Source organism: Janibacter sp. YB324 (assembly GCF_014217915.1).
Lineage (GTDB): Bacteria > Actinomycetota > Actinomycetes > Actinomycetales > Dermatophilaceae > Janibacter > Janibacter indicus.
This window is the reverse complement of the sequence record NZ_CP060120.1, coordinates 3,232,334-3,245,465: the sequence shown is the minus strand read 5'-3', so window position 1 is coordinate 3,245,465 and position 13,132 is coordinate 3,232,334. Positions and strand designations below refer to the sequence as shown.

13 protein-coding genes and 2 pseudogenes are annotated in these 13,132 nt (G+C 67.0%); 12 read left to right on the top strand and 3 right to left on the bottom strand.

What is annotated here, in order from left to right:
* Positions 1-80: 80 nt before the first annotated feature.
* Both H7A72_RS17290 and H7A72_RS16825 read left to right on the top strand, forming a co-directional pair.
* Positions 81-521, top strand: a pseudogene (locus H7A72_RS17290) (transposase); the annotation flags it as partial.
* Positions 522-834: 313 nt separating this feature from the next.
* Positions 835-1,353: pseudogene (locus tag H7A72_RS16825) on the top strand (transposase); the annotation flags it as partial.
* A gap of 111 nt (positions 1,354-1,464) precedes the next feature.
* Here the strand turns inward: H7A72_RS16825 and H7A72_RS15955 are convergent.
* Entirely contained in the window at positions 1,465-2,583 is a 1,119-nt protein-coding gene (locus H7A72_RS15955; protein ID WP_084453121.1) for a cell wall metabolism sensor histidine kinase WalK, read from the bottom strand.
* Positions 2,580-3,302 carry a response regulator transcription factor gene (locus tag H7A72_RS15950; RefSeq protein WP_255494255.1) on the bottom strand — a complete coding sequence of 241 codons (723 nt, stop codon included), beginning with the start codon at positions 3,300-3,302 and terminating at the stop codon, positions 2,580-2,582. Before H7A72_RS15950 ends, H7A72_RS15955 begins: the two co-directional genes overlap by 4 nt.
* A gap of 156 nt (positions 3,303-3,458) precedes the next feature.
* On the opposite strand from H7A72_RS15950, the gene H7A72_RS15945 reads away from it, so the two are divergent.
* The 4 genes from H7A72_RS15945 (at position 3,459) to H7A72_RS15930 (ending at position 6,876) form a co-directional block, all read left to right on the top strand.
* Complete coding sequence (locus H7A72_RS15945) at positions 3,459-3,692, top strand: SHOCT domain-containing protein (RefSeq protein ID WP_084453117.1); 234 nt, start codon at positions 3,459-3,461, stop codon at positions 3,690-3,692.
* A 34-nt stretch (positions 3,693-3,726) separates the two neighbouring features.
* Positions 3,727-5,223 (top strand): multicopper oxidase family protein, encoded by a 1,497-nt coding sequence (locus H7A72_RS15940; RefSeq protein ID WP_084453115.1) that lies wholly within the window; start codon positions 3,727-3,729, stop codon positions 5,221-5,223.
* Positions 5,220-6,113 carry a F510_1955 family glycosylhydrolase gene (locus H7A72_RS15935; protein ID WP_084453113.1) on the top strand — a complete coding sequence of 298 codons (894 nt, stop codon included), beginning with the start codon at positions 5,220-5,222 and terminating at the stop codon, positions 6,111-6,113. Before H7A72_RS15940 ends, H7A72_RS15935 begins: the two co-directional genes overlap by 4 nt.
* Positions 6,114-6,396: 283 nt before the next feature.
* Complete coding sequence (locus tag H7A72_RS15930; RefSeq protein ID WP_223277689.1) at positions 6,397-6,876, top strand: DUF305 domain-containing protein; 480 nt, start codon at positions 6,397-6,399, stop codon at positions 6,874-6,876.
* Positions 6,877-6,946: 70 nt separating this feature from the next.
* On the opposite strand, the gene H7A72_RS15925 is transcribed toward H7A72_RS15930, so the two are convergent.
* The gene (locus tag H7A72_RS15925; RefSeq protein WP_084453131.1) at positions 6,947-7,354 is read right to left on the bottom strand and encodes a four-helix bundle copper-binding protein; all 408 of its coding nucleotides are present in this window, start codon (positions 7,352-7,354) and stop codon (positions 6,947-6,949) included.
* A gap of 513 nt (positions 7,355-7,867) precedes the next feature.
* On the opposite strand from H7A72_RS15925, the gene H7A72_RS15920 reads away from it, so the two are divergent.
* The 6 genes from H7A72_RS15920 to H7A72_RS15895 are packed head-to-tail and all read left to right on the top strand — an operon-like array spanning position 7,868 to position 13,130.
* A complete protein-coding gene (locus tag H7A72_RS15920; protein WP_200811261.1) occupies positions 7,868-8,209 on the top strand; it encodes an NADH-quinone oxidoreductase subunit A in 342 nt (113 codons plus the stop codon).
* Positions 8,200-9,429, top strand: coding sequence for a hypothetical protein (locus H7A72_RS16820; protein ID WP_223277688.1), 1,230 nt, complete (start codon positions 8,200-8,202; stop codon positions 9,427-9,429). The genes H7A72_RS15920 and H7A72_RS16820 overlap by 10 nt, the downstream gene beginning before the upstream one ends.
* A 10-nt stretch (positions 9,430-9,439) precedes the next feature.
* Entirely contained in the window at positions 9,440-10,357 is a 918-nt protein-coding gene (locus tag H7A72_RS15910) for a complex I subunit 1 family protein (protein ID WP_223277687.1), read from the top strand.
* Positions 10,358-10,360: 3 nt separating this feature from the next.
* Positions 10,361-10,924 (top strand): NADH-quinone oxidoreductase subunit J, encoded by a 564-nt coding sequence (locus tag H7A72_RS15905; protein ID WP_084453108.1) that lies wholly within the window; start codon positions 10,361-10,363, stop codon positions 10,922-10,924.
* On the top strand, positions 10,921-11,223 hold the full coding sequence (locus tag H7A72_RS15900) for an NADH-quinone oxidoreductase subunit K (protein ID WP_084453106.1): 303 nt from the start codon (positions 10,921-10,923) through the stop codon (positions 11,221-11,223). The genes H7A72_RS15905 and H7A72_RS15900 overlap by 4 nt, the downstream gene beginning before the upstream one ends.
* Positions 11,220-13,130 carry a proton-conducting transporter membrane subunit gene (locus H7A72_RS15895; protein ID WP_185221140.1) on the top strand — a complete coding sequence of 637 codons (1,911 nt, stop codon included), beginning with the start codon at positions 11,220-11,222 and terminating at the stop codon, positions 13,128-13,130. Before H7A72_RS15900 ends, H7A72_RS15895 begins: the two co-directional genes overlap by 4 nt.
* The last annotated feature ends 2 nt before the right edge of the window (positions 13,131-13,132 follow it).

Genomic DNA, 13,132 nt, shown 5'->3' with positions numbered 1-13,132 from the left:
GAAGTCGTCTCACCTTTGTGCTGTCTGCACTCACCCGACCCGCGGTGACGTTCACCCACCGTTGGAAGGGATTCCCGTCAATGACGAGCATGACACCCGACGCGCCGCTCACCAACCCGCTACCGCCACCGTCCGGGCTGGTCGCAGGCGTCGACACGCACAAGAACACGCATCACGTCGCAATCCTCGATCTCGTCGGCAGACCTGTCGCCGACCGAGAGTTCCGCGCAGACGGCCGCGGCTACGCGCAGGTCATCGCGTTCCTCCACGAGCACGGCGATGTCGCACGGGTTGGTGTTGAGGGGACTGGTTCCTACGGGGCCGGTCTCGTCCGAGCGCTGAACGCCGCCGGTCTGACCGTCATTGAAGTCGCACGCCAGGACCGGCAAACACGACGGCGTCGAGGCAAGTCCGACCCGCTCGACGCGCACCAGGCAGCCGTCGCGGTCCTAGCCGGCACCGACACCGCGATCCCGAAGTCTGGTGACGGAGCAGTCGAGTCGATGCGGATCCTGCTGGCAGAGCGACGCTCCGCAGCGAAGGCGCGAGCACAGGTAATGAACCAGATCCATGCACTGCTGATCACCGCGCCCGAGCTGGTGCGACAAGCATTCCGACACCTCAGCGGGCAGCGACTGGTGAACACGCTCGCAAAGACCAGGCCCGGGACGATCCCGTCTCCTGACCCGGACGTGGTCGCCCGGCAGACACTGCGGCGGTTCGCGCTTCGCTACCTCACGATGCAAGCTGAGATCGACCTCATTGAACAGCAGCTGGACTTCCTCGCCCGGCAAGTCAACCCCACGCTGCTGTCACTGAGCGGGAGTCGGCCCGGTCACCGCCGCGACGCTCCTGGTCGCCGCCGGCGACAACCCCGAGCGGCTCGGCACCCGGGCGAGCTTCGCCGCTCTCGCCGGCGTCGCCCCGATCCCCGCCTCGTCCGGGCAACGCACACGGCACCGGCTCTCTCGCGGCGGGAACCGGCACGCGAACGCCGCCCTGCACCGCATCGTGCTGCTGCGCATGCGGCACCGCGAGCCGCGCACGACGGTCTACTTCGAACGGCGTCGCGCAGAGCAACTCACGGACCGCGACATCATGCGGTGCCTGAAACGACATGTCGCGAACGAGGTCTACGCCGCCCTGCTCAACCCTGCCAAGGACCACCCGGCCGGACACGAGCTCCGAGCCCGGCGACAGGCGATCGGCACCCCGATCAGCGTCCTGGCTCAAAGCCTTGGCGTCCCCTACCAGCGCCTACGACGACTCGAGATCGGCACCCGCGCCGACCCCGAACTCGAACGCCTAGCCACCCTCGCTCTGGACAAGATCAGCCCACCACAGGACGCTTGACAGCAATAGGAGCATCCACTCTGCAGGACGTCACTCCTGGCGCCCAGCTGCCGATGATTCCGAGGCATCGTCGAACTGGTGGTGCCGCGCGGTTTCCGGCGATCTTCACGGTCAGCGCACGAGCGGTAGGGAGATGGTGAAGCATGAGCCCTTTCCGGGGCCGGGGCTGGATGCGGTGAGTCCTCCGTGATGCGCGTCGATGATGGCTTTGCTGATGGTCAGGCCGATGCCAGATCCTCGTTGGTCGTTTGTGCGGGCCGAGTCGCCGCGGTAGAAGCGTTCGAATGCGTGCTGCACCTGGTCGGGGGTCATGCCGTCGCCGGTGTCGGTGACGGTGATGATGGCTTCTCCGCTGTCGCGTCTCGCCGCAAGGGTGACTGTTCCTTCCGCCGGTGTGTGCCTGAGGGCGTTGGTGAGGAGGTTGGTCATGACTTGGGCGAATCGGACCGGATCGACAAGGGTCTCCAGTCCTGTTTTCTCGTCCAGGTCCAGTACCAAATTGAGCCCCTTGTCGGAGTAGCTGTCACGCATGCCTCCGTAGGCGGCCCACAGTAGGTCACCGACGTTGTGGCTGCGGAGATCGAGGGCGAGGTGTCCTTCTTCGGCTGTGGAGACCTCGTTGATGTCCTCGGCCAGTCGCGCCAGCCGTTCCGTCTGGGCGGTCAACGCGAGACGAGAGTCATCACCGAGGGTCACCACGCCGTCGTGCAGTCCCTCGTGGTAGGCGCTCAAGGTCGCGATCGGCGTGCGCAGTTCGTGGGCGAGGTCGGACAGCATCCGTCGTCTGGTGTCCTCGACTCCTTCCAAGCGGGCCGCCATCACGTTGAATGCTCCGGCGAGGGTCTCGAGCTCAGTCCCCGCACCGACATGAGGCACGCGGGTGGAGTAATGGCCACGGCTCAGTTCGCGCGCGGCATCGGTCATCTGCGCCAGCGGTTGACGCAGCCGTCGGGCGAGGAACCAGGCCACCGCAGTCGCCCCAGTCAGAGAGATGAGCAGGCTCACACCCGAGGCGATGAGCGAAGCGTCCCGGTAGGCCATCTCGATGTGGACCAGCTCGGGTGCGTTCTCCTGGTGCCCCGCTTGGAGGAGGTGGTCGTGGAAGATCGGGGGGCCGATGACGGCGGCGACGAGCCCGGCTGTCAGTGCTCCCGCAAGGAGTACCAGGATCTGTCCCGCCAGTAGTCGAGGCGCCAGACCCTTGGAGAGTGTGTTGACGCGCTTGTTCATCCGGGCCCCATCCGGTAACCGATGCCGCGCACCGTGGTGATGTAGCGAGCGAGATCGGGGTTGTCTCCGAGCTTGCGTCGCAGGTGAGCGATGTGGACGTCGACCAGGTGCTCGTCCCCGACCCAGCCGCCACCCCAGACCTCCTCGATGAGCTGCGTGCGGGAGAAGGCCATCGAGGGCCGTTGGGCCAAGGTCATCAGCAGATCCCGTTCGGTCGGTGTCAGCGGAACTGGTTCTCCCTTCAGGTGGACCTGCTGCCCGAGCGGGTCGACCTGAAGATCGCCGAATACCCATGGGGTCGCCGCAGCGCTGGAGTTGCCGGCGTTCCCGCCCCGTGGGCGACGCAGGACCGTCTGCACGCGTGCCATCAGCTCGCGCACGCTGAAGGGTTTGGTGACGTAGTCATCGGCGCCCACGGACAAGCCGATCAGGGTGTCCACCTCGTCCGATCGGGCGGTCACGACGATGACGTAGCAGTCGCTGAAGGTGCGGATCTGGCGGCAGACCTCGATGCCGTCCAGTCCGGGCAGTCCCAGGTCGAGGATCACCACGTCTGGGGACTGCTCTCGTGCTGCTTCGACTCCGGCGACGCCGTTGTGCTCGACTGTGGTCTGGTACCCGCTGCGGGCGAGATAGGCGGCGATCATCTCTGCCAGCGTCTTCTCGTCCTCGATGATGAGCACCTTCGCCAACGGCTCGACAGGGGTTCGTGTGCTCACGACAGACAGTCTCACCCGAGGGTCGCACCACGGCCGACATCAGCGGCGAATCGACGAGGATCTTCGTCAAACCTCAACGCGGCGACCACCAACCCATGACCTTCCCGCCGGAGCCTGTCTGCATGCCGGGAGGTCGGCTTCAAGAAGGAGTCTCCGATGATGTGGAACCACGGCTGCGACATGATGTGGCTGGGTATGGCCGCAGGCGTCCTCGCCTTCTGGGTGATCGTCGTGCTCGCCGTGCGCGCACTGTTCCCCGGCCAGAGCAGCACCGCCACAGGCCCTACCCGGGCCGACGCGCTGACGCTTCTCGACGAAGGACTGGCCCGCGGTGACATCAGCGTCGATGAGTACGAAAAGCGACGTCACCTGATCATTCACGGCCGCTGACGCGCGTCGGTACATCGACGCTTGGAAGGGAACTATGAACACCATCACTCGCCGTGGCCTGCTGATCGGCGGTCTCGGTACCGCTGGCGCAGCGGGCTTCGGAGCCTATGCCGCCACCCAAGGATCGGGTGCCAGCGCGCCGAAGGGCACCTTCGGCGCTCCGACGCCGGTCTCACCTGACCCGGGCCAGACGGTGGTGACCAAGACGTTGACCGCCAAGCCGATCACCCTCGATCTAGCGGGCCGCACCGTCTCGACCTGGGGATACGGCGACGCCGTGCCTGGCCCACTTCTGCGGGCCACCGCCGGCGACTTCCTGCGGGTCACTCTCGACAACCGACTTCCGGACGAAACCACCATCCACTGGCACGGTCTTCGCTTGCGCAACCCGGCCGACGGCGTCCCCGGCATGACCCAGGACCCGGTGAAGCCAGAAACCTCCTACGTCTACGAATTCACAGCGCCCGACCCGGGCACGTACTTCTTCCACCCCCACGTCGGCGTCCAGCTCGACCGGGGACTGTACGCCCCGTTGATCATCGACGACCCGAACGAGCCAGGCGACTACGACACCGAGTGGGTCCTCGTCCTCGATGACTGGATCGACGGAACGGGCACCACGCCCGACGAGGTCCTGGAGAAGCTCTTGGCCAACGACTCCGGATCCGGAGGCATGGGTGGCATGGACCACGGCGAGATGGATGGCATGAACCAAGGCGCCATGGACGAGGCCGCGCCCTGGGGTGACGCCGGCGACGTGACCTACCCCTACTTCCTCATCAACGGACGGCCGCCAGCAGACCCCGAGACGCTCACGGCCAAGCCGGGGCAGAAGGTTCGTCTGCGAATCATCAATGCCGCCTCCGACACCATCTTCACCGTTGCTCTCGGGGGGCATCGGATGACGATCACGCACAGCGATGGGTTCCCGGTCGAGCCGACCGAGACGGATGCGTTCTACATCGGGATGGGCGAACGTTACGACGCGATCGTCACCCTCGAGGACGGGGTCTTCCCCTTGGTGGCCAAGCCGGTCGGCAAGACCAGCGGCGGTCAGGCCATGGCCCTGGTCCGCACCGGAAGCGGCGCCGCCCCCGCAGCGGACGCCAACCCACGAGAACTCACTCGAGAAGTCCTCGTCGGCTCTGACCTGAGACCGGTCCAGGCAGCCAAACTGCCCAGCAGGAGACCCGATGCAACCGCGCGGCTCACTCTCACCGGATCGATGCAGCCCTACGCATGGGGGATGAACGGAGCTCCGTTCGGCAAGAACGAGCCCCTGACCGTCCGGGCCGGGCAACGACTGCGGATCAACGCCACCAACATGACGATGATGACCCACCCGTTGCACGTGCACGGCCACACCTTTGCCCTGCCCTCCGGGCTCAGGAAGGACACCGTCCTCATGGCCCCCATGCAGTCTTTCGCCATCGACCTCGACGCCGACAACGAGGGCGACTGGCTGATCCACTGCCACAACATCTACCACGGAGAGGCTGGCATGATGATCGCCCTGGAGTACACCGCATGAGGCCCCGTCGACGTCGCGGCGTCCTTGGTGTCGCTGCCGTCGCTGTCCTGGCGCTGCTGGCCGGCTGCTCTTCAACATCCGACACCGGGAACGAGTCCGCCGGCGTCGAGTCATCGACGGGCACAGCACAGGACGGCGCGGCCGGGCAGCCCACGCCCCTGATTCATGTTCATGGGATCGCTCGTCACCCACGCACCGACGACCTGCTGGTGGCCACTCACCACGGCTTGTTCCATCGAGTCGACGGCGAGCTCGTCCGCAAGGGTCCTGCCATCGACCTGATGGGCTTCACCATCGGCGACGACGGCACTCTCTACGCCTCCGGTCACCCAGCGCCCGGCACCGACCTCCCCCAGCCGGTGGGTCTCATCACCTCGCAGGACACGGGCCGCACGTGGCAGGTCGCCTCACTCGGTGGACGCTCGGACTTCCACGCTTTGACCGCCGGCCCGAACGGGGTCATCGGGTTCGACGGAACGCTTCGACACACCAGCGACAAAAAGACCTGGGACACGCGGGACATCCCCTCGCCACCACGGGTACTGGCCGCTTCTCCCACGTCCGGGACGTTGCTGGCCACCACCAGCGCTGGCCTGCTGATGAGCCAGGACGACGGCGTCACCTGGACCTCCCTCGCCCCACCGGAGACCGCCGTCCTCGCCGCCTGGGCCGACGAAGAGACCATCGTGATCTCGTCAGCCGAAGGAAGACTGGCAACCAGCAGCGACGCCGGCCAGACCTGGACCCTCCACCCCAAGAGCATCGGCCCGGCCGAAGCGCTGTGGGCGGGCCGCACCAGTGACGGGCAGCTGGAGATCATCGCGTCTGTCGAAGGGCGCGTGATCAGCACCACGGACGCAGGAGCGACCACCCAGACGTTGGGGCAGTGACTCGTCGCCGTCATCCCTGTTGCAGGTCAGGCGCTGCGATTCGCCGATTCTCCACCGGCACCGGGTGGCCTTCATCCAACCTCAACGAAAGCGGGATCGAATCATCATCTCGCGACGTGAGGGTGACCCTGTCCTCGACAATTTTGCGAAGGAGTCCCCAATGACCCCCCCTGGACGGCGCGCTGCCCTCGTGGTCGCGACAACCCTCACCGCAGGCGCCTTGGCTGCCTGCTCCAGCGGCTCAGACGGATCCATGTCCGGGATGGACCATGACAAGACACCGATGAGCGCCAGCGATACCTCTACGACGGCGGACGGTCGGCAAGGCGACATCATGTTCGCCCAGATGATGATCCCCCACCACGAGCAAGCGATCACGATGGCCGACCTCGCTCTCGATCCGTCCGCCAAGGCATCAGGGCAGGTCCGTGACTTCGCCAAGGACATCAAGGGTGCCCAAGGTACCGAGATCCAGACGATGGAAGGTTGGCTCGAGGACTGGGACGCCCCCACCGCCAGCTCTTCCGGCATGGACCACGGGTCCGGGATGATGACGCAGGATGAGATGTCCAAACTCGAGTCGGCCACTGGCGCCGAGTTCGACAAGCAGTGGCTCACCCTCATGATCAAGCACCATCAGGGCGCTGTGACCATGGCAGAGCAAGTTCTCACCACGACTGAGGACGATGCAGTCGAGAGGATGGCCAAGGCCATCGTCAAGGCCCAGAAGGCCGAGATCAAGGCCATGCAGCGCGAACTCTGAGCGCGACAGCCATCGCACGTCCGGCTGAACGGACGAGCGATGGTCGCGCGAGCTGCACTCGGGTAGACGGTTAGGTGAGCGAACTGATCAGCTCGCGGCAGGCCCGCTCACAACGCCGGCACGCCTCGGCGCAGATGCGGCAGTGCTCATGCATCGAGGCATGCTGCTCGCAGCTGTCGCCGCACGACGTGCATGCTGTTGCACAGGCCTCGAGGAGGGCCCGCGTCACGTTGGCGTCGTAACCGGTGTGGCGCGAGAGCGCCGATCCGGTCGTGGTGCAGATGTCCGCGCAGTCGAGGTTGGCGCGGATGCACTGGGTGAGATCAGCCACCTTGTCCTCGCTCAGACAGGCGTCGGCACAGGCTGTGCAGGTCTGGGCGCACTCGAAGCAGGCTTGGATGCACTCGGTCAGCTTGGCCCTGTCGATGCCACCCAAGTCCTTGGGGTAGGTATCGAGCATCTGTTCCACGGTGTGCATGTATTGCTCCTTCATCCGATGGTGCGGCGCGCACGATGGTCGGTGCGGCGCGCAGACGAGTTCGTGGTACCCGGGCGAGATATGCCGAAACACGCTCGGCATTGCCCAAGAGCGGATCGTCGCTGGGATGCCGGCGTTGCCACTGCTGGTCAGCATGGCGCCCTCTCTCTGGACAGACTGACGCTAAGGGGCTTCCCGGTTCGCCCTGCACAGGCGATACCGCCTAGGGGTATAGCGTGGGAGGACACGAAAGAAGGGAGATGGCATGACAACGGCCAATCGGCGGGTTCGCGTGGCGGCGACTGCCGCGGCGGCAGTCGCGCTGCTTGCAGGCTGCGGAGGAACAGCTGAGGAGGATGCGACGCAGTCGTCGGTGACGTCTGACTCGTCTGCGTCCGGCAGTGAGACCAGCGAAGCAATGGGCAGCCTCGTGGCAGAGGACGCCTTGTAGGGTCGATCCATCTGCTGCCTCACGAGAGTTCGTTGTCTAAAGGTCGAGAAGGGCGGATCGCGGTGTACGGGATCGTGGCCATGGCGCTGGTGGCTGTATTCGCTGTGGTGTCCCTCTATGCGCTCCACCGGGCTGTGAGTGTGTTGGCCGATCCGCTGACTGCGCTTCCTGCTCAGTCGGGGTGGGTTCCGCAGGAGCATGCTCTGTCTCGGTTCCATGCACGCTGGTATCCCGCCTCGATCGTCTTTCTCGCCTTCGACGTCGAGATGCTGTTCATGTACCCGTGGGCAGTAATCGTGGCCGAGGAAGGGATCTCTGCGGTCGTGGAGATGTTCCTGTTCCTGGGAGCACTGCTCATCGCCGTGACGTGGGCATGGCGGGAGGGGGTCTTCCGATGGGTCTGACCCGGATGCTCGCCCATCTGGCGATCCGCACCGCCCGTGTCCTGATCGTCGAGGCACCGGGTCAGTGGCTCACGCGCGCGGAGCTCGAGCAGCAGATGCTGCGTCGAGGCTGGCGTGCCGCATGGACGCCGGCAGAGGCTGACGTGCTGGTCGTGTGCGGTGTGCCAGGCCCCGAGCTAGGCGAACTCGTGGAGCGCCTGTGGGAGCAGATGCCCGGCCCACGGGTGCGCGCCGACGTCCCCTCGCCCACAGCTGTGGGCGGCGCCCTCGATGCCGCCGCATCGCTCCTGCTCGACACCCCGTATCACCGGATGGACGCCCAAGCACGGGCGCGAGAGCCTCAGATTCCGGACGACCACGGCCAGATGGACCCTGAGGGTCACGGCCACCATCAGGATATGGGCCACGAGGGCATGGACCACGGCGGGCACGAAGGCATGGACCACGGCGGGCACGAAGGCATGGACCACGGCGGGCACGAAGGCATGGACCACGGAGACCACGAAGGCATGGACCACGGAGACCACGAAGGCATGGATATGGCCCCGGCTGGGATCGCGCTGGCCCAAGGCGGTCAGGACCGGGACGGTCTGGAGATGGATGTCCTGCATCTCCCACTTGGTCCTGTCCTTCCGTTCTGGCCGGCCGGTCTGGTGCTGCTCTGCTCGCTGCAGGGTGACGTCGTGGTCGATGCCGAGGCGTCCATCGTCGATGCTTCGGGCCAGACTTCCGGCGGGAGCGAGCCTGAGGCGCATCCTGCGTCAGCCACTGCGCTGCGGTGCGACGGCGTGATGGCACTGTTGGCGATCGCTGGGGCCGGGCACGCGACCACATGTGCTCGCCATGCCCGGGACGCACTGTTGCGTGGTGATCAGCCCGCCGCCCGAGAGGCCATCGAGGCGCTGCACCGCACGGTGCGGAAGTCGTGGCTCCTGCGCTGGTCCCTACGTGGTGTACTGCCGCTCGATCAGTCCGATCTGGCACGTCACGACCTGCCGAAGGGCTGCCGAGGAGACGCCCACGACCGTCTTTCGTCCATGGTGGAGGGGCTTCGGGCCGAGATCGGCGGCGCGGGTCTGGCGCCGGCCGTGACCGACGCAGTGCCGTGGGAGGCTGTGCCGCAGCTGGTGGTCGGGTTGGAGCTGGCCACCGCGCGACTGGCCGTGGCCAGTTTGGGTCTGGAACCGTTCGCTGCCACCCAGGGGGTGGGGCATGCCTGAAGGTGTGCTGGTGACCATTCCTGTGGGGTGGGCCGTGCTGGCCGGCATCCTCCTGTGCGCTCTGGCTTACTTCGCGGTGGCGCTGGATGCGGTGCTGTCGGCCCGCGAGCACGGCCTTGGCGGCGGGTGGGCCGCGCCACTGAGCCGCACTGCCCGGCTGCTCCGGCAGCGGCGACGCACCACCGTGGCCGCGGACACCCTGCTGTGGCGGATCGGTGGCGCCGGGATGTTCGTCGGCGCGTTCTTGATGGTCGCAGTGATCCCGATGGGCCGGTGGGTGCTGGCCGATCCCGATGTCGGCATTGTGTGGTTCAACGTCGTCGACGTCATGGTCTGGGCGTTGGTGTGGCTGACGGGATGGGGCGCGAACTCCACCCACAGCCTGGTGGGGGGCTACCGCTTTCTCGCCCACGGACTTGCCTACGAACTGCCGCTGATGTTCGCCCTGGTGGCTCCGGCGATCGCCGCCGGCAGCCTCGGCGTCGGGGACGTGGTGGCCGCGCAGGACGGCCTGTGGTTCGTGGTGTGGATGCCGGTGGCGTTTGTCATCTACCTGGTGGGCGTGACCGGGTTCTCCGTGTGGGGACCGTTCGCCCCCGCGCTGGCGCCAGACATCGCCGGTGGGGTGCTGGCCGAGCTCTCGGCTGTGGACCGCCTGGTCTTCCAGGCCGGGCGCTACCTGTTCCTGGCCGCCGGAGCAGCCTTCTCCGTGCCGCTGTTCCTGGGCGGTGGCGCCGGGCCGGTGATGCCTGGCTGGGCATGGATGCTCGCCAAGACCGTGGTTGTGCTGGCCGTGCTGGTGTGGCTGCGCCGAAAGATTCCGCTGGTGCGCCCGGACCGGTTCATGGAGATCGGGTGGATGGTGCTGCTCCCGGCGGCCGTGCTCCAGGACCTCCTCGTGTCCCTCATCGTCATCCGGGGAGGCTGAACCGTGCTGACCGGAGTCGCGTTCTGGACGCTGGCCGTAGCGGCTGTGGCCTCGGGCGTCGCCGTGTTCGTGGTGGACTCCATGGCTCGAGCCACGTACGCACTGGCCCTCTCGTTCATCGCCGTGGGCATACAGATCCTCCTGCTGCAACAGGGCTACCTCGGGCTGATCACGATCCTGATGATGGTGATGGAGATGGCTGTGATGGCCATCTACATGGTGATGTTCATGGGCATGAATCCGGCGCTGATGCCCATGGACATGACCCACGGAAAGAAGACGGCGATCGGCGCATCGGTCGGGGCCTTCGTGCTGCTGGCCGGTGGTGCCCTGCTCATCCCTTGGCCGCAGCGCCGCGGCGCCGCCCCCGACGACCTGACTCGCGCCCTCGGTCTGGAGATCATGGGCGAGAAGATGCTGGTCATGGCCGTGCTGGGGCCGGTCATGGTCGCAACGATCGTGGCCGGGGTGGTCCTGGCTGCCCACCGCACCCGCTATGACCGGTTCGGCGATGATCTGCAGCGTCGCCCGGCCGAGGGCCCACAACGGGGAAATGCGGGCCGATGACCCTCGAAGCCGTGCTCGTGGTGGCTGCCGCACTGTTCGCGGTAGGTCTTTATGGTGCCCTGTCCCAGCAGGTCGTCGTGATGGTGATGATGGGGCTTGAGCTGATGATCAACGGAGTGCTCCTGGCTGCCGCAGGATTCTGGTTCTTCCTCGCCCCGGACCCTTCCGGGCAGGTCCTGCTGCTGGTGGTGCTGGCCGCGATGACGGTGGAAATGGCCATGGGCTTCGCCGTGGCCACGCTGCTGCATCGCCGGCAGCAGACGGACATGACCGACATGGCCCAGGAACTGTCCCGATGACCGGCGCCCAGACCGCACTCGTGGCCATGGTGGTGCTCCCAGCCACCGTTGGCGGTGCACTCGCCCTTCTGCGCCCGCACCGCGCCGCGGCACCGATTGCTCTGGTGACCTCAGGGCTCGCGACTGCCCTGGCGCTCGGCACTGCGCTGACTCGCCCGGCCGTGTCGTACCCCTTCATCGTGGGCGCTGACTTCGCGCTGGACGTCGACGCTCTCGCCGCGCTGATCGTGCCGATGATCACCACAGTCACCTTCTTCGTCCTCGTCTTCTCGGCCGGGAACATTCGAGAGTCCCAGGGTCGCTTCCACGGGCTGATGCTCATCTTCTCGGCGGCCGCCCTGGTCACTGCGACCGCCGCCAGCATCCCGGCACTGCTGTTCGCCTGGGAGGTGATGGGCGCGACTTCCTACGCCCTGATCGGCTTTTGGTGGCGAGATGTTGACCGCGTCTCAGCAGGCCTCACTGCGTTCGTCACGACCCGCACGGCCGACCTGGGCCTCTACGTCGCTGCGGGCGCTGCCTTGGCCGGAGGGACGGGGATGGCCTTGGCCGACCTCCCGGCCGCGCAGGGATCGTGGCGGCACGTCGCCGCCGCCGGGATCGTGGTGGCGGCATTGGGCAAGGCAGCGCAGCTGCCCTTTTCCTTCTGGCTCTCCGGAGCGATGAAAGGACCCAGCCCAGTCAGCGCGCTGCTGCACTCCGCAGCGATGGTCGCGATGGGCGGATACCTGCTGTTGCGCGTGGAGCCCCTGCTGGCCTCGACCGCCTGGGCCGGGCCGCTCACTGCGTGGGTCGGCGTGTCCACGGCGGTGCTCATGGGGATCGTGGCGTTGGCGCAGCGGGAGCTCAAGCAGCTGTTGGCCGCCTCCACGGCCGCCCAGCTGGGCTTCGTGGTGCTCGCCGCCGGCGTGGGCACAGTCAGCGGCGGCGCCGCCCACCTGGTGGCGCACGCCTGGGTCAAAGCTCTGCTGTTCCTGGCCGCGGGTGCGTGGCTGACGGCACTGGGCACCGAGGAGTTCACGAAACTACGGGGTGTCGCCCGTCGGTGGCCGGTCGTGGGTGTGGCCGCGAGCGTGGCGGCGTTGGCCTTGGCCGGGGTCGCGCCGCTGTCCTTGTGGGCGACCAAGGAGGCCGTGCTCACCGCTGCGCTCGAGACATCCCCGTGGCTCTACGCCGCAGGGTTACTGGCCGCGGCATTGTCGGCCGCCTATGCCGGCAAGGCACTGTGGGCGATCTGGCGGCGCGACTCTCACGCGGGAGTCCGGGTTGACGGCGCCAATGAGGTGAGCGCCTGGGAGCAGGCGCCGCTGGTCATGCTCGCCCTTGGTGCGGCCGTCCTGGGTGTGCTCGCTCTGCCTCCGATCGGTGGCCTGCTCGCCGACGCAGTGGGCGGTCGCGGTGAGGTCCCAACTGTCGAACTGGCCGTCTCTGCCGTGATCGCGGTGGTCGTGGTGCTGCTGATGCTGCGGCTGCGTGCCCCTGCGCCGAGATGGGCGCTCGGGTGGTTGGGGCTGGAAGCGGCTGCGCAGGGAGTCGTCGTGCGTCCGTCCTTGGCCTTGGCACGCACTCTGGCGCGGTTCGACGACCACGTCCTGGACAGGGCCGTGAATGCTCTGGCTGGGACGGCCCTTGTGCTGGCGCGGGTCGCCGCGCGCGTCGATGACCTCGTGGTGGACAGGGTTGTAAATGCCCTGGCTGGGGCAGCCCTTGTGCTGGCGCGGGTCGCCGCGCGCGTCGATGACGTCGTGGTGGACCGGGCCGTTGCATCCGTCGCCGGACGGGTCCGCCGCCTCGGACACTTGGCACGGGCCCCGCAGACAGGGGCCATCCACCAGTACTTCCTTCAGACCGTCGCCGTCCTCGCCGCAGGCGCCGTGGTCTGGTCCGTCTACTCCGTGATGGGTTGAGC

What these genes read in the sequence shown, in the direction of transcription:
- H7A72_RS15955 (WP_084453121.1), bottom strand. Translation starts at nt 2,583, where the DNA reads ATGAACAAGCGCGTCAACACACTCTCCAAGGGTCTGGCGCCTCGACTA.
- H7A72_RS15945 (WP_084453117.1), top strand. Translation starts at nt 3,459, where the DNA reads ATGATGTGGAACCACGGCTGCGACATGATGTGGCTGGGTATGGCCGCA.
- H7A72_RS15940 (WP_084453115.1), top strand. Translation starts at nt 3,727, where the DNA reads ATGAACACCATCACTCGCCGTGGCCTGCTGATCGGCGGTCTCGGTACC.
- H7A72_RS15935 (WP_084453113.1), top strand. Translation starts at nt 5,220, where the DNA reads ATGAGGCCCCGTCGACGTCGCGGCGTCCTTGGTGTCGCTGCCGTCGCT.
- H7A72_RS15930 (WP_223277689.1), top strand. Translation starts at nt 6,397, where the DNA reads ATGAGCGCCAGCGATACCTCTACGACGGCGGACGGTCGGCAAGGCGAC.
- H7A72_RS15925 (WP_084453131.1), bottom strand. Translation starts at nt 7,354, where the DNA reads ATGCACACCGTGGAACAGATGCTCGATACCTACCCCAAGGACTTGGGT.
- H7A72_RS16820 (WP_223277688.1), top strand. Translation starts at nt 8,200, where the DNA reads ATGGGTCTGACCCGGATGCTCGCCCATCTGGCGATCCGCACCGCCCGT.
- H7A72_RS15900 (WP_084453106.1), top strand. Translation starts at nt 10,921, where the DNA reads ATGACCCTCGAAGCCGTGCTCGTGGTGGCTGCCGCACTGTTCGCGGTA.
- H7A72_RS15895 (WP_185221140.1), top strand. Translation starts at nt 11,220, where the DNA reads ATGACCGGCGCCCAGACCGCACTCGTGGCCATGGTGGTGCTCCCAGCC.